We start from the raw sequence: 23,147 nt of genomic DNA, 5'->3' as shown, positions 1-23,147 counted from the left end.
TTTAGAACAAGCAGCGGCACTTTATGAATCAACAACCTAATAACCCCTTACATGGCTTAACGCTAGAGAAAATCGTCACACAACTTCACGAGCGTTACGGATGGGATGGATTGTATTACCGCATCAAAGTGAACTGCTTTAATAACGATCCTTCGATTAAATCGTCACTTAAGTTTCTTAGAAAAACCCAATGGGCGCGAGATAAAGTAGAGCAGCTTTATATACAGACGTTTAGTAATAATGCCTCAAATGGTGAATCTTAAAGCCATTTGAGCTGCAAAAGCTTGAAACCGGTTTCCACAAAAACGATTCAAGTGGGTCTGAGCCGCTTGGGACATTAGACAAATAAACCAAGCATTAGTACGAGAAAAAGCCCAATAAAACCTATTAGGGTTGCCATACACGTCCAAGACACAAACGTGTCTTTCACAGAAATATCAAAATAACGGTTTACGATCCAAAACCCCGTATCGTTCACGTGAGACATGGCCGTAGCGCCTGCCGCTATTGCAATTGTCATCAGGGCGAGTACTGATGGTGAAAACGCCAGTTCCTGCACTACAGGGCCCATTAAACCAGCAGCCGTTAACATGGCCACCGTAGCCGAGCCCTGAATAATTCTGACTGAAATTGCGATAAGAAACCCGGCTGCCAATGGTGGGAGCGGCGATAATGCGACAACATCAGCAAAAGCCTGCCCCGCCCCAGAATCGATGAGCACTTGTTTAAACATGCCACCCGCGCCTGTCACCAGTATGACTAAGGCAACCGGCTCTAACCCTCTTGATGCAATGTTTCTAATTTGTTCGCTTGATAAGCCTTGCTTCTTCCCTAGCACTTTAAAACAAGCAATGGTTGCAATGGTCAGGGCGATAAAGGGATGCCCAATAAATAGCAACGCCTCCTTCAAGACACCTTCTGAAAGCGTGAACTTTGCCAACGTACCCACCAGAATAGCCACTAGCGGAAATGTCAGTAGCGCCGCAACTGAACCAAAGCTGGGGAGTTCCTTTGGCTTTTTATGTGAAGCTTCAATGATATGGTTTGGGACAGGTACGTGCAGGCGTTTCGCTAAAAATGTTGCGTAAATTGGGCCGGCTAAACAGGCGCAAGGAATACCAACGATAAAGCCGAACAAAATGACTAAGCCGATATCCGCCCCTAAAATTGAAGCTACCGCTACAGGTCCTGGTGTTGGAGGAATAAAAGCGTGAGTGACAGCGAGCCCTGCTGTGAGCGGGATTCCGTAATAAATAAGCGACTTTCCTGATTTCTTTGCTAACGAGTAAATAAGAGGCATTAATATGATAAGCCCCACTTCAAAGAAGACAGGTATAGCAACAAGAAACCCCGTTAACACAACCGCCCACTGACTATTCTTATTACCAAATTTATTGTTGATAGTTTGCGAAAGCCTATCAATGCCGCCGGATTCTTCTAAGAATTGCCCGAACATAGCACCAAGGCCAACAATGGTCGCTACAAATCCCAACGTGTTGCCCATGCCTGACTGCATGGAAGCCAGTACGTCGGCCGCTTGCATTCCCGTACCCAGGCCAACAAACGCTGCTGCCACAAGAATAGCGATAAAAGCATGAACTTTTCTAACTACAACTAAATATGTGAGAAGCACAATGCTACAAATGGCGACAAAAAGAAGGGAAAAAGTATCGGTCATACGTGCTCTCTGGTACCTGTTAGTGACATTGTCTTCATGTTGACGAAGCCATAATACGGAAATCACCCGCTACCTTTACAAGCTAAGTTGAAAAACCCAGCCAATGTTAAATATTTATTAATACAAGATAGCTATCTGGTAACACTATTATAATCACCCCTTGAACGCAACCGGTTTCCAAACTAATATTTATGAGTAAAATAGAGACCAAATAACTCGCTTTTGATGTACTCCTGAACTTTAATGTGAGAGATAAGCTTATGACCCATTGCCATGTATTTTTCGTTTCGGGAGTTTCAGGAACGGGAAAATCGACATTGAGCCAGCATTTAGCCCAACGTTTTGACATGCCTTTCGAAGAAGGAGATCGTTACCATAGCGAGGCAAACGTAGAGAAAATGTCTTCAGGTATACCACTGCAGGATGCAGACAGATGGGAGTGGTTAATTACGTTAAACATGATTGCCAAGCAACACATTCACGCCGGCCGGAACGTGGTTATAAGCTGTTCAGCGCTGCGCTCAGCCTATCGAGACGTGCTAATCAAAGATATCGCGTCTCACTGCCACTTTATTTACCTTCATGCGTCACAGTCTGTGCTTAGTGCGCGATTAAAACAACGGGAGCATTTTTTTAACGGTGATGCTATGCTCGAAAGCCAGTTTGCAGCCTTAGAGCTGCCTTCTAAAGACAACGCATTCATTATTGATGTTACACAAACTTTTGAGTGTGTTTCTCAGCAGGCGGAAGACTTTATACGCCCTTTGATATCGAATTAAACATCACGACATTAACACTCACTTCCGCGCGGAATAGCGGACCTAGCAGCACATAAAAAGATCGAAAAATGAGTAAGGTAAAAAAGTCACGCACAAAAATATCAGACGTAGCCAATCATTTGGGCGTTCACAAAACTACCGTATCTCGTGCGCTTAATAATTCTAGTGGCATTTCTAAATCACTCGCCCTTAAGATCAAAAATGCAGCGCGAGAGCTAAACTATATTCCGAACCGCGCCGCCCAATCATTATGCTCAGACAATAATAGAACCATCGCTTTATTGCTTCCGTCTTTTGGAAACAACGTATTTAACGATGTGATGTTAGGCGTGAAGGCCGTTGCCGACAAAGCCAATTATGCGTTGATGATTGGCGACTCGACCTATACCGAGCTTGGCGAGGAGCGTACTGTAGAGTCTTATATCCAGCAGAACGTGAGTGGCTTTATTCTTACTTCCACGCGTCATACTGAAGAAACGAGAAAAATGCTGCTAGCCACAGGGACGCCTGTGGCCGAAATAATGGATATTTCTAGCGAGCCTTTTGATATTAACTACGGGGTAAATAACGAATTAGCAGCCCAGTCTATGACCCAGCATCTTATCGACAAAGGGCGCCGCAACATTGCTTTTTGCTCATTGTATTTAGATTGGCGTGCAATATTGAGAAAGCAGGGCTGGGCAACCGCACTGGACAATGCAGAGTTGTCCGCCGAGCGATATGTTTCCTCTAGAGCCGACGCCACATTTCAAGCTGGTGCTGAGCTTCTTTCAGAAACACTGCATAAATGGCCGGATACTGATGCGCTATTTTTTGTGAGTGACGAGCTTGCTGCTGGCGCGGTGATGGAATGTAATAGACGAGGTATCAAACCTGGCAAGGATATCGATATCTGCGGTTTCAACGACCTGAGTTTTGCGCGCTCAATATACCCTGCCCTAACCACCGTATCAGTCCCGCGCCGTAAGATGGCAGAAATGGCAGCTGAATCATTGATATCGCTAATAGAGGGCGAAGACGTTGAACAAGCGAGCCAAGTTCTACCCTTTGAGCTTAAAATACGAGAAACCGCTTAGTAGACGTTTGGCAGCTTTCGCCCCTAGACTTGGTGCTCGCAAACCTGCGTTTCCTAACCTATTGCCTTTGAAATTAGTCCTCAAAAACCCAGTGATAGTGCCATTTTAACGAAATTGCAGGGTCGTAAAGAAAACTCCCCTGCACACTCGCTCGATATTAAAGTGTAACCAATACTATTTAGGCGTCAGTATAGAGTGTAGTTATCCACTTCTCTTCATTGATGAAATTCCAGCTCCAGTCGGCCCACTTATCGTCTAAGCCCATCGCTTTAACTTCATCGAGGGTTTTGCCGTCTTGCTTAAGTGCCTTAACGTAGCTGAACGTTTCAGAGATCATAGCTAAAAATGCGCTGTATTCTTGCTTGTTACTGATGTCGCCGTGGCCAGGAATAATAACGGTTTCATCGTCTATTTTAGCAAGCAGCTGTTTTACTGAGTCCATATAGCCTTCCACATTACCGCCAGCACCTTGGTCGATGTAGGGAAAGCGACCATTAAAGAACAAGTCGCCGGTGTGCATAACGTTGGGTTGCTCGAACCACACTACGCTATCGCCGTCGGTGTGGCCTACCGCTAAGTGCATCACGTGAAGGGTTTCACCATTGAAGTAAATTTTTATTCCGTCTTCATAGGTGATAGTTGGCAGCGCTTCCGGTTTTATCTTTTCATCGTTAGCTAGGCGAACACGCACATTTTCGTGCGCCAGAATGGTCGCGCCTTTATGGCTGTGGAAAAACGCATTAGAGCCTGTGTGATCGCCGTGATAGTGCGTGTTTATCACATACTTTGGCTTGTCACTCCCGAGCTCACCAAGCTGGGCCGCTATCTTTTCTGCAAGCGGCGCAAATTGATCGTCGATGATCAAAACACCGTCTTCCCCAGCAGATACACCGATATTTCCACCTGCACCTGTAAGCATGTGCACTGATCCTTTTATCGCTGTCGCTTTAACTTCGACATCGGCAAATCTATCTTGTGCATTTGCGGGATTAATCGTTGAATAAACCAAAGGGCTCGCAGCAATAAACGCAGCCAAAATGTGTGCGCTAAAACGAGGTGCAGTTTTCATTATTATTTCCTTGTAAGAAGCCTGTTTATTAAAGACCTCTTACACTATGACCTAATTTCACAATTAGATCATTTTTTCATCATCGGGAATATTGCCAACATAAGCAAAACGGGGGAGTGTTTCTCCGTCTTTTTCAACCGACTCAACAAACATATCTAGGGGACGAACCCAAAGCGCTTTTTCGCCGTAGCATGGGCGGTATACCACTAGCTTACTTTCATCTTCTGAATGCGTCGCCACTTCGTATACATCGTATAAATTACCTTTGTAATGCTTGTAGCGACCTGGGGTTTTAAGTTCTTTCGAGTCCATAACGTCCTTCATTAAAGTGGGAAAAAAATAGTAAGGGTTAGCCAACCGCTTTCATTTGCCAAAGATTAAATGGTCTTAGAAACTAAACTCTGTGGGATTGGCCTTTAATCGGGTAATACAAAACCGTCAGTCTATCGCATAGTATCAGTGCGTTAAGTATAACAAGTGGTTAGATTGAGGCTACTGCATGTTAGTACTTAACAAGTGAGCTTATTGGCTAAATCGGTTCAAAAGGTAACACCAATTGCTGTGTTGATTGATCGGCAGCAAGACCTATATGCACGCCAACAAGACGAATACCCCGCCCTGTTGCTCGTTCGAAGGCTTCCTGCATTAACGTGCGAAAATACGCTTCATCAAGCGTGGCACAGCGGTGCTCTACCGTAGTTAGTTGGAAGTCGTTAAACTTAAGCTTAACGCCCTGCGTGCGAATACGTGCAGGCTTACCCGTTCGCTTCTTGTGATTTTCCATTCGCTCTTGAAGCTTTTCAAATAAATGTGGCAAGAAGTCAATGCACTGCTCGAAGGTGTGGATGTCTTCGCTTAACGTACGCTCCACACCAATAGACTTGCGTTCACGAGATACCGATAGTTCACGTTCATCAATACCGTGAGCACGCTCCCACAGCACACTGCCAAATTTACCCAGCTCTTTTTGAATGCGCTCAAAAGGGTATTGGCGAACATCGTCGCAGGTATTAAGCCCCATACGCTGAAGCTTTTGCATGGTGACTTTGCCTACGCCCGGTATTTTCTTTAGTGGCATTTCGCGTACAAACTCATCGAGCTTATCAGGAGTAATAACACAAATTCCATCGGGCTTATTTTCATCGCTCGCCACTTTTGCCACAAACTTACAAGGCGCAACACCTGCTGAAGCTGTAAGCCCAAGTTCATTTTTAATGCGTTCACGTATTTCTTCAGCAATTAACGTGGCGCTGCCACCGCAAAATTCACTGTTAGTCACGTCTAGGTAGGCTTCATCTAATGATAAAGGCTCAATGAGGTCGGTATAATCAGCAAATATCTTACGTATTTTTTGCGACTCGGCAGCGTACACATCCATGCGCCCTTTTACGAGGGTCAAGTTTGGGCATAGCTTTAAAGCATACGCTGTAGCCATAGCTGAGCGCACACCAAATTTTCGGGCGGGATAGTTACAGGTAGAAATAACCCCTCGACGGTCGGCACTGCCGCCTATCGCAATGGGAATATCGCGCAAGGCTGGGTTGTCGCGCATTTCAACTGCGGCGTAAAAACAATCCATGTCGACGTGGATAATTTTTCGCATTACCTGCCTTTGTTCTTTACGTGCTTACGCAAAACTGTATAAAAAGACAGTATATTATTAAAAGCGTTTAATTACACTACCTCGTTATGGAATATTGATAAGATTAACTGGTTCTTAGTGTCTTATTAAAGGCAGGCGTTAAAACGAATGCATTTTATAAGGGAGGTTGACAGAACGAGAGTAGTCAATAAAAAACGGCGACACTCCAATGTGGAAGTGTCGCCGCTCAATCATATAAACGCCTAGAAGAGTATCAAAATTGACTCATGCGGAGTTACCTACTTCGCTCGGCCCAACCAATACATTACCCGTGATGTCGCCATCATCACTTCCAGGCTTCCCTCAGCAGATTTTCTCGCATGTAAAGAGTGACTGCGGGCCGGACCAATCAACGCTGGGCTTTTCCAGATACCGATGCCTTCAACCGTCATTTCGCTGAGTTCAGTAGAACCGTAGTAACCCCAATCATCCTCACTCGCCGACGTCACAAGAAGTGTCTGTTCAGTAGCGGTTACTGGATTGGCTGCCATGTCGACAATACTCATGTTTACCGAAACGTCTGATGTTTTAGACAAACTGGAGTCAGTAACATCAAATATAACCAGAGATTGGTTCTGATCGTTGTAACAAGCTAACTCTGATTCAGCGTCACTATCAGCGTTTATAAAGGTAAGGCGCGCGCAAGAAATGTCGGCGCTTGCCTGGATAGAGAAACCTGATGCTGTCGGCTTAAGTAATTGCGTTATGTCGTTGCCTTGAGAAAGCGCCACATACACATTGCCATTCATCGCGACAATATCAAAATCACGAAAATATTGAGGCATGGTGTAAGTAGCCAACATAACTTGATTGTTCACGTCGACCGCTTTTAATGTGCGACCATCAACGTACACTGCATCATCGAAACCATCGTTATTGAAGTCGAATGCCTTGATAACTGAGACATCGTTCGAATAATCGCCTGTAATCTCGTATTGAATAGAGAAATCATTCAATCGCATTGCAGCGAATGCGCCGTCATAGGTTTCTGCACTAGGTAGGAATAAATCACCAGCACCATCATTGTTGTAATCGGTAGTTACAGCAATACTAGAGTTATCCCAGTTAGATGAAATCTCTTCACTCGTAATGTAATTCCCTGTGTTCTCCATTAGTAAGACTTTGGAGCCATCATAGCCGCTCCCCGTACTCGGTACGAAGAAAACAGCACGTTCGTCACCAGGATACAAATCTGCCCAGCCTGCCGCATTAAAGCTGTCTAGTTGATGTGTGGTTGCTGTCGTTTTTATTGTTGCAGAAGTGGCTGTGACATCTGCCGTTACAAGCAAATCTTCACCAGAATGTGTAGTACCAGTGCCCCATAACAGTTCGTTAAGGCCATCATTGTCGGCATCGCCAAGAGTTAGCGAAGTCGAACCATGATCAACCATATCAATGCTAAATACTGAAGTGAGCGTATTGTTAGACAGCTTCATGGCGTGGACATTGCCCCATTGGCAGTCCCCTACAAGCAATACAGGATTACTATCGTCAGTCAGTTTTCCTGCGCTAATGTCGCAAGTATTAAAATTCTCAACACTCGTAATTTGAGATTTGTTTTGTGCTGAGTACACATAGATGTAAGACCAACTGTCAGCGCCTACGATTTCATCAATACCGTCGCCATTTATATCGGCAACGGCAATGTGATGACTACCAAATCCTGAGTTCAAAAACCACTGGTTTTCACCAGTATCAAGGTCATAGACCAAACCTGAATTGGTAACCAGTTCTAACTGAGTGTCGGAATCCACATTACCCAGAGCAATTTCATAGGTATCTTCAGCGGTAAACGTAAATAAAGGTGTTTCGGGCGAACTAAGATCTACCACCACAATATCACTGGCTTCGCCGTAATCACGTGATGAATATAGGTAGGCCAGTTCATCGTCACCATCATTATCTATGTCACCGAGAACAGCACTATGTATGTAATTATCGGTGGTGAAAATCGTTGTTGCCGTTTCGTCAATGTCGGTAACAACGGATACGCCGTGCTCAGATATCACTAGAATATCGGGATAATCATCGTTATCAAAATCAGTACTGAGAACTTGTTTTACTGCTCCACCTTGCTCGATTTTGTAGGGGTACATCCAAGTTTGGTTGTAGCTGCCGTTTTGATAAGACAGCAAAAACACGCGATTTGCAGAATCGGTGGAGAGAACTTCATTGTCACCGTCGTGGTCGAAATCACCCACTACCATCGAATTGTTCATTTTAGGCACTTCAATACCCGAGCGAGCTAACTCTTGAACCTCATTATTAGTTACTGAGACATGAGTTTTGACTACTTCAGCACCTTCTTCGCCAGTAGAAAAACCAAACGCGTAAAGCTGGGTTTTAAACAACTGATTACTCGGCGCTTGCCAAGAAATCAATCCATCTTCATTAATGGTAGCACCTGAAGGTGCTGATACTAAGGTGGGTACCCCTTGGTTGTCACCAAGATCAGGGTCAGACACAATTGCTCTGAATTCGATGTATTCTCCAGGGGACACTGACTCTGGTAAATTCTCGAACGCTACTTGTGCTGGTGCATCCGACAAAGTGATTGAAGTGCGACCTGACTCTACAGCGTTAGCGCTATCTGAGACGACCATAGATACTTCTACTACATCGTTAAATACAGCGCGGTAGGCCGGTAAGGTATCCCCTGATATGTCCTCTACTAGGACACCGTTGATGTACCAGCGGAAACTGACAGATAAATCTTCGTAATCTGTATCGCTATCATTATAATAGCCGGGACTAACGGTAATAGGTGTCGTTGTATCGACTGTGTCCCAGGTGTAAAATTCAGGTGCATAGACAGTGGGTGGGATAGACATGTCAGCAATAGCGACAAGTGATCTGTCTGCAAGGTTACCACCAATTAAATCATAGGCATCAACTATAAATGTACCTACATCGTAGTTACCGTCGTTATCAGTATCTTCTAAATAACGAATAATGCCTTCTTCAAAAAGTAAGGTTGCAGTTTTATCACCCGCTACCACTACTTCACCCATATACATGTACGGCGATAAATACTCTGGGCCCTCTGCTTCAATCGCTAATTTACCTTTAGAGCCTACATAGAAGTCTAATTCAGCATGGTTAACGCTTTCACCGGGTGAATCAGATATGTTGTAATTCCCCACCAATTTATATTGCTCTGAGCCAATAGTGAACGCGACATGTTGGTTGGTATCTACGTGGAAGTGATAGTTACCGTTAGTTTCGTTGTAGCCTTCATCGATTGAGACAACGCCTGACAAAGTATAAGGTATACCTTCGATATTCCATGTAAGACTGTCGAAATACATACTGTATTTCGCAGCGCTATCTGACACACTTTCAATGGCAATAGCCGTCGACCCGGAAATAGCAACGCCATTGCTATGCAACCAACAGTTTTGGTAATTCATAGCGATGGTACCTGTTAAGGTATCGGATACTTTGCCGTCATAAGCAACACTACCGCCTAGATCACAGGCATACGTTTTCTTAATCGTGCCGTTGTTCACGTCATCAGAAAAATCCTGTTCTGCCAGTTCTGGCACTGTCATGACGGAATCATTAAATAATAAATTGAATGCTTCTTGGACCAGCTCTATGTCCACTTCCGCATTGACTGTTTCGCCTTTGTATTGGGCGTTAGAGATTGCTTTGGCAGCAGTGTTAAGTCGAGACTGGTTGTAGTCTTTTGCGTTCGAGATGATTGATGAGGATGAAACCGGCGAGGAACCTCCGTTATCCGGCACTTCAGAGTCTGAACCTCCGCCTCCACATGCGGCGAGGGATAATGCGATTATACTAAAGGTCCCGAGACGTACACTGCGTGTCATAGCTCTTCCTTGATGTTTTATTATTTGTATAGGTATTTTATGAGGCTTAAATTTAACCTAATTGCAAATGTAGAGCAACGAAATTGGGGTGACCGAAATTACGTTTCCGAGTTTAAAAGCCTGTCATAGGCGCGCTTGTGTAGATAACTATCCCTGTGATCATTAGCCTATTAAGCAAACCTAACGTAACATCGAATTAACTGACCAAGCTCAATGAAACATACTTGCCTGACGGATACAAAAAAGCGCTGTCGATTAGTATCAAACAGCGCTTTTAAACCTTAAGCCAACGATGGGTTAAGCATTACAAAATTTGGTTCTGCTTCCACTCGTTTAGTTTTTTCTGGCGGGCTTCTTCTTTTTCCATGCGCGACTTTTTACGGTCACACGGTTCTGGACAGTCACAGGCTTTTTCAATACCTAGTGCACCTAAGCCACCACAGCTTCCAGAGATTGATTTTTTCTGAAAAAGGTAACCTACGGCCATAGCCAGTACCATTGTTAGAAAGAAACCAAAAGCAAGAATGAATGTAGACATTGCTACCCCCTAATTATGAACTGTGACCAGTTTATCAAATTCTGGCGACGCATACTCTTCAAATCCGTCTTCTGTGCGACGAATGAGGAATACTGCAAGTTGCTCTTGCTCTGCAACCGCTATTGCTTGCTCCCATCCCATCACATTGAACGCCGTAGCCAAACCATCGGACGTCATAGATGAAGGGTGAACAACAGTAACCGACACCAAGTTGTGTGAGATAGGTTTACCCGTTGTGGGGTCGATTAGGTGCGAATAACGAACGCCGTCTTCTTCGTAGTAGTTTCGGTAGTCACCCGATGTAGCAACCGCGTTTTCCCCTATTGAGACAACTTTCTGAACAGCGCGTTCAGTGGTAACTGGCTTTTCAATGGCAATAAGCCATTCACTACCGTCGCCGCGTTCGCCTTTCACGCGCATTTCACCACCTATTTCTACAAGGTAGTTTTCAATACCGTGCTTTTCAAGGATCTCTGCCACTTCATCGACGCCAAAGCCTTTAGCAATAGTCGACAAGTCGACATAAAGCATTGGGTGACTTTTCTCTAATCCTGTAGGCGTGGTTGACAGCTTCTTATAACCCACATATTCGCGAATATCGTCGATGTCTGTCTGACTTGGTACTTTTTCAGGGCGTTTAGTTGGGCCAAACCCCCACAAATTAACCAATGGGCCAACGGTAACATCAAGAACTCCGCCACTAAGGTTAGCCAAGCGTAGTGCCTCGTTAACCACGGTTAGCGTATCTGGTGATACGGCGAAATTGTCTGTGTAGCGATATTGATTGAACCTTGATAGTTCTGACGTTGGGTCGTAAGTAGACATCATCTTGTTAACCTCAACAAGACGGGCATCTATTTCAGCTTGTAAGCCTTCTACCGGCGTCTCCGCTACAAGGTACTTAACATTGTAGGTTGTGCCCATTGTCTGCCCTTGCAGGTGCACTACAGGCGTTTTTTCGTCGCTACAGCTTGCGAGAAGTAGAATACCTACCGCAACAAAGGCGAGGAAAATTCGAATAGCAAATCGAATCACGATGTTGTCCTTAGCTAATATGCACATTACTCAATCGCTATTATGTGCATTATGCGTTTTGCTTCAACGAAAAAGGGGCTTACGCCCCTTTTAATATGCTTGAGTTTTTAAGCGAGTAGCTCTTAAATCAAACCCTTAGCCACCGAAGTCATCTAGCATGATGTTTTCGTCCTCAACACCCAAATCTTTAAGCATGTTGATTACGGCCGCGTTCATCATAGGTGGTCCACACATGTAGAACTCACAGTCTTCTGGTGCAGGGTGATCTTTCAAGTAGTTCTCAAGAAGTACTTGGTGGATGAACCCAGTGTAACCTTCCCAGTTGTCCTCTGGCTGAGGATCAGAAAGTGCTACATGCCACTCGAAGTTATCGTTTTCTGCTGCTAGCTCGTCGAAGTCTTCTGTATAGAACATTTCACGAAGTGAACGTGCACCGTACCAGAAGCTCATCTTACGCTTAGACTTAAGGCGACGAAGCTGATCGAAGATGTGAGAACGCATTGGGGCCATACCTGCACCACCACCTACGAATACCATTTCGTTTTCAGTTTCTTTCGCGAAGAATTCACCGAATGGACCAGAGATAGTCGCTTTGTCACCTTCTTTCAGGCTCCAAATGTACGATGACATTTTACCCGCAGGTAGGCTTAAGTTATTAGGTGGCGGCGTAGCGATACGCACGTTCAACATAATAATGCCTTCTTCTTCTGGGTAGTTCGCCATTGAGTAAGCACGAATAGTCTCTTCGTCTACTTTAGACTCGATGTCGAAGAAGCCAAAACGCTCCCAGTCACCGCGGTATTCTTCAGGAATATCGAACTCTTTGTACTTAACGTGGTGCGCTGGCGCTTCAATCTGAATATAACCACCTGCACGGAAAGGTACACTTTCACCGTTAGGAATTTTAAGCTTAAGTTCTTTGATGAAGGTTGCTTTATTATCGTTAGAGATAACTTCACAATCCCACTTCTTAACACCAAATACCGACTCTTCCAGCTCAATTTCCATGTCTTGCTTAATAGCAACCTGACATGAAAGACGGCAGCCTTCGCGCGCTTCACCTTTAGTGATGTGGTCTAGTTCAGTTGGAAGGATTTCACCACCACCTGAGTGTACATCTACACGACACTGGCCACATGAGCCACCGCCACCACACGCAGACGATACGAAGTAACCTGCGTCAGCTAGTGCACCAAGTAGTTTGCCACCCGGTGCAGTTTTGATTGCCTTGTCTGGGTCACCATTGATAGTGATAGTTACATCACCACTTGGTACCAATTTAGACTTGGCAAACATAATGATAAATACTAGCGCCAATACGATGGCAATAAACATGCCGACGCCAAGAAATATTTCTACGTTATTCATTTATATGCTCCCGAGCTCTATTACAGCTGAATACCAGTGAATGACTGGAAGCCAAGTGCCATTAGGCCAGCGATCATGAATACAGAACCAAGACCACGAACACCATCAGGCATATCAGCATACTTCAGCTTTTCACGTACTGCCGCTAGCAATACAATTGCTAGTGCCCAGCCCATACCACTACCAACGCCGTAAACGATGCTCTCAGTGAAGTTGTATTCACGCTGTACCGCAAACGCCACACCACCGAAGATTGCACAGTTAACGGTAATTAGCGGAAGGAAGATACCTAGTGCGTTGTAAAGCGCAGGGAAGAACTTGTCTAAGCTCATCTCTAGAATCTGTACCAACGCCGCGATAACACCGATAAACGTTAGGAAGTTAAGGAAGCTTAGGTCAGCTTCTGGGAAACCTGCCCATGCTAGTGCGCCTGGAGCAAGAATGTTTACATAAATAACTTGGTTAACGGGTACAGAGATACCTAGTACCACGATAACTGCAACACCAAGACCCATAGCAGTTTTAACTTTCTTAGATACCGCTAGGAATGTACACATACCTAAGAAAAGTGATAACGCCATGTTCTCAACGAAAATTGAGCGAACAAATAACGACAGATAATGTTCCATGACTTACTCCTTAGGCTCTACTTGCTCTGGACGGATAGTACGGATAAACCAAATCATACCGCCGATTAAGAAGAATGAGCTGAATGGTAGGATTAACAAACCGTTACCCTGATACCAGCCACCGTTTTGAACCAGTGGAAGGATTTCGAAACCTAAAATAGTACCGAAACCAAATAGCTCTTTAATTGTACCAATAACAATTAGAATGAAAGAGTAACCCAAGCCGTTACCAATACCATCAAGGAAGCTCATCAGAGGTGGGCTCTTCATGGCGTAAGCTTCAGCACGACCCATTACGATACAGTTAGTAATAATCAGACCAACGAATACCGACAGCTGCTTCGATATTTCATACGAATACGCTTTCAGAATTTGGTCAACAACGATTACCAACGACGCAATGATAGTCATCTGGATAATAATTCGAACGCTAGATGGGATCTGGTTACGAATTAGTGAAATAAACAAGTTTGAGAACGCTACAACGCTTGTAAGCGCAAGCGACATTACCAATGCTGTTTCCAGCTTAGTGGTAATTGCCAGTGCTGAACAGATACCCAATACCTGTAGGGCGATCGGGTTGTTGTCCAGGATTGGCCCAAAGAGGGCCTTTTTCATTTCTTTAGTATCTGCCATGAGACTTCCCTTATGAACGCCATGCTTGGTTCTTCAGGAACTGGCCGAAGCCTTGCTCGCCTACCCAGTAACGAATTGTGTTTTCAACACCGTTGCTGGTTAGGGTTGCACCTGAAAGCGCATCGATAGTGTGAGGATTGCTAGGGTTAGCATTTTTCACTACGCGAATAGCAACTTCGCCATTCTCGTAAAGCTCTTTGCCGTCCCATTTGTCCTGCCAAGCAGGGTTTTGCACTTCACCACCTAGTCCTGGCGTTTCTTTTTGCTGATAGTAAATAAGCTCGCGAACCGTTTGGCCGTCTGCGTCTACCGCTAAGAAACCGTACATAAGATCCCAAAGGCCGCTGCCGTGTACAGGAAGGATGATACGAGAAACATCACCTGCGTCGTCGCGAACTAAGTAAACACTTGCCACGTTAGGGCGGCGTTGGAAACCAACATTGCTGTTAGTTACCTTAGTGCTGTACTCAGTTTCTTTGGCTGCTTTATACATATCGTAATCTGGCTTAGGCGCTTCTACGAAAGTACCTTCGTCAAGATTAACAAAACGCTGTTCTACTCGCTCGCTGTACGTGCTTTCAATTGCGCTATTGCTCATGCCCATTTCATAAAGGCCTGCAGCATTAAGAATGTTGCTCTTTTTATCTAGAGCTGCGTTTGTTTGTTGTAGAGAGCGAAGGCCAACAGCCGCGCCAGAAACAACAATTGAACAAACTAAACATACGGCAACAACAATACCTACCGTTTTGCCTAAAGATTCTTTCTTAGCCGACACGTGCTACCCTCCGCTTGATATTGCTTTGTGCGACGAAATAGTCGAACAGTGGCGCCCACAAGTTAGCAAATAGAATTGCTAGCATTACACCTTCAGGGAAGGCTGGGTTTAGGACGCGGATTAGTACCGTCATGAAACCAATGAAGATACCGTAAGCCCACTTACCTTGGTTTGTAAACGACGCAGAAACTGGGTCTGTCGCCATAAAGAACATACCAAAAGCAAGACCACCAACAACAAAGTGCCAATGTGCAGGCATTGCAAACATAGGGTTGGTATCGCTGCCGATTAGGTTTAGCAAGGTTGCGAAGAACGCCACACCAATTGCTACACCAGCAACAATGCGCCAGCTTGCTATACGCATGTACATGATGAACAAGCCACCAAGAATAATAGCAAGGGTAGACACCTCACCCGCTGAACCTGAGATAGTACCGATGAAGCTGTTCATCCACTGATCCATGTTCGCGTAATCAAGGTTGCCAGAAGCCGCTTGGCTTAGAGACGTTGCACCAGAATAGCCATCTGCCGCTACCCATACTTGGTCACCTGAAATTTGTGCAGGATACGCAAAGTAAAGAAATGCACGACCAGATAGTGCTGGGTTAAGGAAGTTACGACCTGTACCACCGAATACTTCTTTAGCAATTACAACACCGAAGGTAATACCTAGTGCAACTTGCCATAGAGGAATAGTAGCTGGAAGTGTTAGTGCGAACAGTACCGATGTTACGAAGAAACCTTCGTTAACTTCGTGCTTGCGCACAGACGCGAATAATACTTCCCAGAAACCACCTACCGCGAACGTTACCGCGTAGATTGGCAACCAGAAACATGCGCCATAGAAGAATAGACCTAGTGTACCCGCATTTGCCAAGTCACCGCCAAGGGCAGCGAATAGGCCTGCTTGCCACGTATCAGGTAGTGTTCCTGCGCCAGCAGCAATAGCTTCTTGCGCTTGGAAACCAATGTTATACATACCAAAGAACATAGCTGGGAATGTTGCCATCCATACCATGATCATGATGCGCTTAAGGTCAATGCTGTCACGCACGTGTGTGTTAGCTTTATTTACTTTACCTGGGGTGTAGAAAATGGTCGCCGCAGCTTCGTAAAGCGCATACCACTTTTCATGCTTACCACCTGGTTCGAAGTTTGGTTCGATCTTTTCTAAATACGCTTTTAAACCCATGACTTAACCCTCTTTCTCTATCGTGGTCAAACAGTCGCGTAAGATAGGAGCGTAGTTGTATTTGCCAGGGCATACATAAGTACACAATGCCAAATCTTCTTCGTCCAACTCTAAGCAACCCAACGTCTGAGCACCGTCAGTATCACCAGAAATCAGGTCCCTAAGCAGAAGCGTAGGAATGATATCTAGGGGCATAACGCGTTCGTAATTACCAATTGGAACCATAGAACGTTCAGAACCATTGGTAGTTGTTGTCATATCAAATTTCTTGCCGCCACTTAGGTGACCTAAGTAAGCACGAGTCACTGAGTGTTGGTTTGAACCAGGTAGGATCCAACCGAACAATTTCTTCTCGCGACCTTCTTTTAGTAGTGAAACTTGGGTGTGGAAACGACCAAGGAAGCCGTGAACGCCCATCGCTGTCGTACCGCTAAGTACAGAACCAGAGATAACACGTACTTCACCGTCTACTTGCTCGCTAGCAGTAAGCTCGGTCAAGTCTGCGCCCATTACGGTGCGCACTAGGCGTGGGTTAGTTGCCGCAGGACCTGCAAGTGAAATAACACGACGGTTATCTAGTTCACCAGAGGTCAACAATGCACCAATTGCCATTACGTCTTGGTAGTTGATGTGCCAAACCGTTTTGTTCATGCCAGCAGAATCAAGGAAGTGGATGTGAGTACCCGGTAGGCCCGCAGGGTGAGGACCGCCAAATTCTTCAACATCAACTGCCGCATCGCCAGTAGCAACAGAAGCACCTGCCGCTTTACAAACGTAAGTCTTGCCGCCGCTCAATTGCGTTAACGCTTTAAGACCATTTACGAAATCGTCTTGGCGCTCAGCAATAATCACAGCAGGATCTGCTGCTAGTGGATTAGTATCCATTGCTGTAACAAAAATTGAACTTGGAACAGAGTCTAGCTTAGGAGATTTGCTAAATGGACGTGTACGGAACGCTGTCCACATGCCTGACTCTACAAGGATTGACTGAAGCTGCTCGCGTGAAGCGCTCGCGATCTGGTCAGCTGCAATTTTATCAAAAGTTACAGCATCGCTGCCGTTCACTTTGATAACTACAGACTGAAGAACACGTTTTGCACCACGGTTAACCTCTACCACTTCACCCGCTGCTGGGGCAGTGAATTTAACGCCAGGGTTCTTTTTGTCTTCAAAAAGCACCTGACCTTTCTTCACTACATCGCCAACTTGGACGTGCATGGTAGGGCGCATACCCACATATTCTTCTCCCAGAATGGCAACGCGCGTTGCAGCAGATGCATCAGCAATCTCCTGCTTTGGCGCTCCCTCAATTGGGAGGTCGAGACCTTTCTTGATTTTTATCATATGTAATCGCACTACTCTAATAGAAATACCCTTTTGCATGACCGCAGAAAACCTGCCTGTCAGCATGCAAAAGCGCACTATTAACAGGTGTAGAACACCTTTTCGTTGTTGATTGATGGAACTTGCTGCAATTGCTACGGTCAGCCTGTTATGAAGCCGTAACGCATAATTCCTTTTGCGGACGCTTAATTCGCCCTTTCTTTATAGACCACCAGCAGAAATTTACACTTATTATTGTTGTTGTGTAGCTGCAATCGCTACTGCTGTTTTGGTAGAGGCAGAAAAGACCCCTACTTAATTTCGGGATTTTAGCATTAACCCATACGTTTGTGCCACGCTATTTCAAGATAAAGGCAAATTTTTCTACAATTTAATGTAAACCTTTGGTCTTATTCATTTACATTTTGCGAATCCATACGCCGTATCAACTTGTAATCAGGTACAAAAAAGCCGTCAAATCAGACGGCTTTTGCGCATATAAGCATTAGGTTAATTAATGGTAAGTTTAGGTTTTACCAATTAACCATTGGGTCAACTTCACTGTCGTAATCAACACTTGAAATGTCAAAACCGAACAGTTTTAAGAACTCATGGTTGTAACCTTTGTAGTCACTTAAGTCATGAAAGTTCTCTTGTGTCACTTGATCCCATAGCGCCTTAATTTTTGCCTGTGTTGCATCGTTAGTTTCTTTGCCATCCATGCGATAGCGATTTGCTTCATCTAACGTTGGTGTATTGCCGAACAGGCACTGTGTGAACAAGCCGTGAATCTGCTCAATGCACCCTTCGTGGGTGCCTTCCTCTTTCATCACTTTGTAAATAAGTGAAATATACAGAGGCATTACAGGAATGGCTGAGCTTGCCTGCGTTACCAGTGCTTTCAACGAGCTCACATTGGCTTGCACAAGCAAATCACTGTTTTTACCAATAATGGCTGCGGCAGCGCGATCTAGGTCTTCTTTCGCTTTACCAATCGTCGCTTGACCATAAATAGGCCATGTTAGTTCTTTACCGATATAGGTATATGCGGTGGTTTTACAGCCTTCAGCAAGCACATCGGCTTCACGTAAAAAGTCCATCCAACGTTCCCAATCTTCACCGCCCATCACTTTGATGGTGTTAAGGATTTCTTCGTCGTTGGCTGGCTCTAGCGATACTTCATGCACTTTGTCTTTATCAGTATCGTAGGTTTTCGTAGTGTACGCCTGCCCTACAGGCTTAAGCGTAGATTTATACGTTACGCCTGTTTCTGGGTCGGTTCTACGCGGGGATGCAAGGCTATAAATGACCAAATCAACCTTGCCCATTTCAGCTTTGATTTTTTCGATGGTTTCATTTTTGATTTCATCGGAAAACGCATCGCCATTAATAGTTTCTGCATACAAGCCTTTTGCTTTGGCTTTTTCGTGGAATGCAGCGGTGTTGTACCAACCGGCAGTACCCGTTTTACGTTCCGTTGGTGCTTTTTCAAAACACACACCCAGCGTTTTAGCGCCATAGCCGAACGCAGAAGTAATGCGTGATGCTAGGCCGTATCCCGTAGAGCTACCAATAACCAACACATTTTTAGGGCCTTCGCCTAAGCCGCCTTTTGCTTCTACATAAGCAATTTGTTCGTCAACCGCCGTTGCACAGCCAACAGGGTGCGCGTTTGTACAAATGAAGCCTCTCACTTTAGGCTTGATAACCATAATAATTTTCCTTATTTGAGCGTGGGGCTATTGTAATGCCGAAGCCACTGATAACAACTCGGAGCAGATGAAACCTAGCATATCGCAAACGCAAGACGACACCAATGAAACAACGTGCCAAATTTAGGTTTGCTTTGTATTTACGAGAAAAGACAGAGAAGAGAAGAGAAGAGATAGGAAAAAGAAACATTAGGCCATATCGCTAAATTCAACGAAGTGCGGGCTAGTTTTTAAAACGTTATGAACTATGAATAAGAAAAGATGGAACACAGGTGTACAGAACTGCACACCTGTGAACAACACATTAACCTAGAACGTCTAGAAGCTCTACGTCAAAGATAAGCGTGCTGTATGGAGCAATAGCTGCACCCGCACCCTGCTCACCGTAAGCAAGATCATGTGGCACGTATAAACGGTATTTAGCACCTACTTTCATAAGTTGAAGTGCTTCAGTCCAACCTTTAATAACGCCGCCTACTGGGAATTCAGCTGGCTGGCCGCGCTCGTAAGAGCTGTCAAAAGTGGTACCGTTGATAAGTGTACCGTGGTAGTGAACACGTACAGTGCTAGCCGCAACTGGTGTTTCACCGTCACCTTCAGCGATAACTTCGTACTGAAGACCAGATTCAGTAACGGTTACTTCGTCACGCTTCGCATTTTCTTCAAGGTACTTTGTGCCTTCTTCAATAACCGCTTTGCTAGCTTCTTCTTTAGCCGCTTGCATACGCTTGTGAATTTCGCCGAACGCATCACGTAGTGTGTCGTTATCAACCTGAGGCGCTTGACCTGCGAAGGCGTCTTTTAGGCCAGCTACAACAGCGTCAATCGCTAGTCCGTCAAACGGATTTGATTGTAATTGTTGACCCATTTGAAAACCAATGCCGTAACTTGCTTGGGTTTCTACTGTATTGAATGTATCAGTCACAAGAACTCCTGAAATTAAATTACAAATGCAGTACAAATTTCAAACAAAACGCATAACGCGAGAATGTTTCTGCATTTTCCGGTGCAAGAGTGTATCACACCACAAAATATCTTGCTTTGAGCAATGTTAACTAGGGTGCAAAAGTATCAAAATGTTGTAAATTATAACCGAAAGTGGTTAGACAAGTCGCAAAGGACACAGTATGGTTAAGGCCATATATTTAGGAGGATAGCATGCAAACACACTACGATGCTGAACTGAAAGATACCGTTCGATACCTAGGTAAAACCTTAGGTGAAACAATCAAAAATCAATTGGGTCAAGAGTGGCTAGACCGTATTGAAAAGATTCGTAAAGGCGGCCGAGCTTCTTATCAGGGAGACGCTACATGCAGCGAAGAACTGAAAGAAACTTTCAAAACAATGTCTGACAGCGATTTGCTTACTGTTGGCCGTGCATTCGCACAATTCTTGAATTTGGGCAACATTGCTGAGCAAGAATACAATGCGGCAATGAATGTTGATGCGTCTATTGATGCACTATTTAAACACCTAGATAAAGCTGAATTAACAGCTGAAAAAGTGCAGGATGCGGTTGCAAAACTGAACATCGATCTTGTACTGACCGCGCACCCAACTGAGGTTACGCGCCGTACACTTATTCACAAACATAAAGAATTGGCGAACTGCCTTCAGGCTATTCACCAAGAGTCGCTTAATGATGTTGAGCGTAAGAAAATTGAAACCCGTATTGCTGACCTTATTGCACAGGCTTGGCACACTGAAGAAATTCGTTCAGTACGTCCAACACCTGTTGATGAGGCACGCTGGGGCTTCTCTGTTATTGAAAACTCATTATGGGAAGCAGTGCCAGACTTCATGCGCGAGCTTGATGGTCGCCTAAATGAAGATTACGAAGTATCACTGCCACTAGATGCGTCTCCCGTTCAGTTTAGCTCTTGGATGGGCGGCGACAGAGACGGCAACCCATTTGTAACGTCAAAAGTGACTGAGCAAGTATTATTACTTGCTAGAAAACGTGCGGCCAAGCTTTTCGCGATTGATCTTGATCGCTTGCAAGTTGAGCTTTCAATGTACGACTGCAACGACGCGTTACGCGAAAAAGTCGGTGACGCCAACGAGCCGTACCGCGCCCTTCTTCGTCCACTTGTGGACAAGTTCATCGCAACCCGCGATGGCATTAGCGACTACTTAGCAGGTAAAAACCCAGATACTTCAAACTGGGTTGAAAGTGATGATGAGCTAATTGAACCACTGATGCTTTGCTACCAGTCACTGTTAGACTGCGGAATGCAAGTTGTAGCAAACGGTCTGCTGCTAGACACTATTCGTCGTGCTCGTGTATTTGGCATTCACCTTCTGCGCCTTGACGTGCGTCAGGACTCTGAGCGTCATGCAGACGTTTTCAGCGAACTAACACGCTACCTTGGTCTTGGTGATTATGCTCAGTGGAGCGAAGCCGACAAGCAAGCGTTCTTATTGCGCGAGCTTGGCTCAAAACGCCCGCTATTCCCTGCTCAATGGGATGCGTCTGATGACGTGAAAGAAGTGCTTGATACCTGTAAGGTAATTGCGAAGCACAGCAAACACGGTTTTGGTATCTATATTATCTCTATGGCCAGTGAGCCATCGGACGTTATGGCCGTTCAGCTGCTACTTCAAGAAAGTGGTGTAGATTGGCCAATGCCAGTGGCGCCATTGTTCGAGACGCTAGACGATTTGAACAACTCGCCTGACGTAATGCGCAAACTTCTGTCTATCGACTGGTATCGCGGTTACGTTAAAGGTCGTCAATTCGTTATGATTGGTTATTCAGATTCAGCCAAAGACGCAGGTGCACTTGCTGCGGGCTGGGCTCAATACCAATCACAAGAAGCCTTGGTTGCGATTGCTGATGAGTTTGACGTAAGCCTGACGCTATTCCACGGCCGTGGCGGTACAATTGGTCGTGGTGGCTTGCCAGCACATGCTGCCATTTACTCTCAGCCTCCTGGCTCGCTAGACGGCGGCTTCCGTGTAACTGAGCAAGGCGAAACTATTCGCTATAAATTCGGTATGCCTAAGCTGGCTAAACGCAGCCTAGGTATTTACGCCAGCGCCATAATTGAAGCCATGTTATTCCCGCCTCCGGCACCAAAAGAAGAATGGCGAGAGCTTATAACTGCAATGGCAGCCCAAGGTCGCGATAACTACCGTGCAACCGTGCGTCACGATAAAGAGTTCGTACCTTACTTCCGTGTTGCAACGCCAGAGCAAGAGTTAGGCAAACTCCCACTAGGTAGTCGCCCAGCGAAGCGTAAGCCACAAGGTGGTATTGAGAGCCTACGTGCGATTCCATGGATATTTGCCTGGGCACAAACCCGTTTGGTACTGCCAAGCTGGTTAGGCGTTATGCGCGCTATCGATAGCGTGAAGACACCGGAAAATGAAAAAGTGGTTAACGAGATGTTCAGCGAATGGCCGTTCTATCGTTCACGTCTTTCAATGCTGGACATGGTGTTCCATAAAGCCGATCCGCGAATCAGTGAAGCTTATGATGAGCGCTTGGTACCCAAAGAGCTTAAACACTTTGGAGAAGCATTGCGTAGCGAGCTTAAAGAAAGCATCTCGTCGCTGTTGGCTATAACCGGTGACGGCGACATCATGAAGAACGACCCGCAGGGTAAAGAGTCTATGGAGATCCGTGCAGGATATCTTCAGCCCCTTCACTACCTGCAAATTGAGCTTCTGGATCGTATTCGTAAAGCCGGTGACGATGCACAAAACACCAGCCTAGAGCGTGCCATGATGGTTACCATCGCGGGTATTGCAATTGGTATGCGTAATACAGGCTAGAGCCCAATGAACGCGTAACGTTATAATGAAAAGCCTGCTCATTGAGCAGGCTTTTTTTGTAATGTCTTAAATGCAAAAAAGGCTG

The 23,147-nt window shown here is 45.2% G+C and carries 19 protein-coding genes; 4 read left to right on the top strand and 15 right to left on the bottom strand.

The features are described 5' to 3' along the window. Positions 1-23: 23 nt before the first annotated feature. Positions 24-263: a VF530 family DNA-binding protein gene (locus BZA03_RS18180; protein WP_014950784.1), complete on the top strand. Its 240-nt coding sequence runs from the start codon at positions 24-26 to the stop codon at positions 261-263. A gap of 74 nt (positions 264-337) precedes the next feature. On the opposite strand, the gene BZA03_RS18175 is transcribed toward BZA03_RS18180, so the two are convergent. Next, positions 338-1,678: a GntP family permease gene (locus BZA03_RS18175; protein ID WP_110289503.1), complete on the bottom strand. Its 1,341-nt coding sequence runs from the start codon at positions 1,676-1,678 to the stop codon at positions 338-340. 260 nt (positions 1,679-1,938) lie between these two features. Between BZA03_RS18175 and BZA03_RS18170 the strand changes: the two genes are divergently transcribed. Next, positions 1,939-2,457, top strand: a complete 519-nt coding sequence (locus BZA03_RS18170) for a gluconokinase (protein ID WP_110289502.1) — start codon at positions 1,939-1,941, stop codon at positions 2,455-2,457. Between the two features lie 68 nt (positions 2,458-2,525). Beyond that, on the top strand, positions 2,526-3,533 hold the full coding sequence (locus BZA03_RS18165; RefSeq protein WP_014950787.1) for a LacI family DNA-binding transcriptional regulator: 1,008 nt from the start codon (positions 2,526-2,528) through the stop codon (positions 3,531-3,533). A gap of 178 nt (positions 3,534-3,711) precedes the next feature. On the opposite strand, the gene BZA03_RS18160 is transcribed toward BZA03_RS18165, so the two are convergent. The 14 genes from BZA03_RS18160 to BZA03_RS18095 all read right to left on the bottom strand — a co-directional run bounded on the left by BZA03_RS18160 (position 3,712) and on the right by BZA03_RS18095 (position 20,207). Then, positions 3,712-4,602, bottom strand: a complete 891-nt coding sequence (locus tag BZA03_RS18160; protein ID WP_014950788.1) for an MBL fold metallo-hydrolase — start codon at positions 4,600-4,602, stop codon at positions 3,712-3,714. Between the two features lie 63 nt (positions 4,603-4,665). Next, positions 4,666-4,914, bottom strand: a complete 249-nt coding sequence (locus tag BZA03_RS18155; protein WP_014950789.1) for a DUF1653 domain-containing protein — start codon at positions 4,912-4,914, stop codon at positions 4,666-4,668. Positions 4,915-5,131: 217 nt separating this feature from the next. Beyond that, the gene (dinB, locus tag BZA03_RS18150) at positions 5,132-6,205 is read right to left on the bottom strand and encodes a DNA polymerase IV (protein ID WP_110289501.1); all 1,074 of its coding nucleotides are present in this window, start codon (positions 6,203-6,205) and stop codon (positions 5,132-5,134) included. A gap of 278 nt (positions 6,206-6,483) precedes the next feature. Beyond that, positions 6,484-10,074: a VCBS repeat-containing protein gene (locus BZA03_RS18145; RefSeq protein WP_110289500.1), complete on the bottom strand. Its 3,591-nt coding sequence runs from the start codon at positions 10,072-10,074 to the stop codon at positions 6,484-6,486. A 304-nt stretch (positions 10,075-10,378) separates the two neighbouring features. Beyond that, positions 10,379-10,612, bottom strand: coding sequence for a (Na+)-NQR maturation NqrM (gene nqrM / locus BZA03_RS18140; protein WP_014950791.1), 234 nt, complete (start codon positions 10,610-10,612; stop codon positions 10,379-10,381). Positions 10,613-10,621: 9 nt separating this feature from the next. Then, a complete protein-coding gene (locus tag BZA03_RS18135) occupies positions 10,622-11,647 on the bottom strand; it encodes an FAD:protein FMN transferase (RefSeq protein ID WP_110289499.1) in 1,026 nt (341 codons plus the stop codon). 135 nt (positions 11,648-11,782) lie between these two features. Next, positions 11,783-13,015: an NADH:ubiquinone reductase (Na(+)-transporting) subunit F gene (gene nqrF, locus BZA03_RS18130; RefSeq protein ID WP_014950793.1), complete on the bottom strand. Its 1,233-nt coding sequence runs from the start codon at positions 13,013-13,015 to the stop codon at positions 11,783-11,785. 20 nt (positions 13,016-13,035) lie between these two features. Next, positions 13,036-13,644: an NADH:ubiquinone reductase (Na(+)-transporting) subunit E gene (gene nqrE / locus BZA03_RS18125; protein WP_014950794.1), complete on the bottom strand. Its 609-nt coding sequence runs from the start codon at positions 13,642-13,644 to the stop codon at positions 13,036-13,038. Between the two features lie 3 nt (positions 13,645-13,647). Next, entirely contained in the window at positions 13,648-14,280 is a 633-nt protein-coding gene (locus tag BZA03_RS18120; RefSeq protein ID WP_014950795.1) for an NADH:ubiquinone reductase (Na(+)-transporting) subunit D, read from the bottom strand. 10 nt (positions 14,281-14,290) lie between these two features. Then, complete coding sequence (locus tag BZA03_RS18115; protein ID WP_014950796.1) at positions 14,291-15,055, bottom strand: Na(+)-translocating NADH-quinone reductase subunit C; 765 nt, start codon at positions 15,053-15,055, stop codon at positions 14,291-14,293. Next, on the bottom strand, positions 15,045-16,247 hold the full coding sequence (locus BZA03_RS18110; RefSeq protein ID WP_014950797.1) for an NADH:ubiquinone reductase (Na(+)-transporting) subunit B: 1,203 nt from the start codon (positions 16,245-16,247) through the stop codon (positions 15,045-15,047). The genes BZA03_RS18115 and BZA03_RS18110 overlap by 11 nt, the downstream gene beginning before the upstream one ends. Before the next feature lie 3 nt (positions 16,248-16,250). Beyond that, on the bottom strand, positions 16,251-17,591 hold the full coding sequence (locus tag BZA03_RS18105; RefSeq protein ID WP_110289562.1) for a Na(+)-translocating NADH-quinone reductase subunit A: 1,341 nt from the start codon (positions 17,589-17,591) through the stop codon (positions 16,251-16,253). Positions 17,592-18,103: 512 nt separating this feature from the next. Beyond that, a complete protein-coding gene (gene fabV / locus BZA03_RS18100) occupies positions 18,104-19,282 on the bottom strand; it encodes an enoyl-ACP reductase FabV (RefSeq protein ID WP_110289498.1) in 1,179 nt (392 codons plus the stop codon). A 304-nt stretch (positions 19,283-19,586) separates the two neighbouring features. Beyond that, the gene (locus BZA03_RS18095) at positions 19,587-20,207 is read right to left on the bottom strand and encodes an FKBP-type peptidyl-prolyl cis-trans isomerase (RefSeq protein WP_014950800.1); all 621 of its coding nucleotides are present in this window, start codon (positions 20,205-20,207) and stop codon (positions 19,587-19,589) included. A gap of 233 nt (positions 20,208-20,440) precedes the next feature. Here BZA03_RS18095 and ppc point away from each other — a divergent pair, with 233 nt between their 5' ends. Further along, a complete protein-coding gene (ppc, locus tag BZA03_RS18090) occupies positions 20,441-23,062 on the top strand; it encodes a phosphoenolpyruvate carboxylase (RefSeq protein WP_014977467.1) in 2,622 nt (873 codons plus the stop codon). The last annotated feature ends 85 nt before the right edge of the window (positions 23,063-23,147 follow it).

This window comes from Alteromonas sp. I10 (assembly GCF_003201515.1).
Lineage (GTDB): Bacteria > Pseudomonadota > Gammaproteobacteria > Enterobacterales > Alteromonadaceae > Alteromonas > Alteromonas macleodii.
Note: the sequence above shows the minus strand (reverse complement) of the source record. Positions and strands in the feature narration are given on the sequence as shown.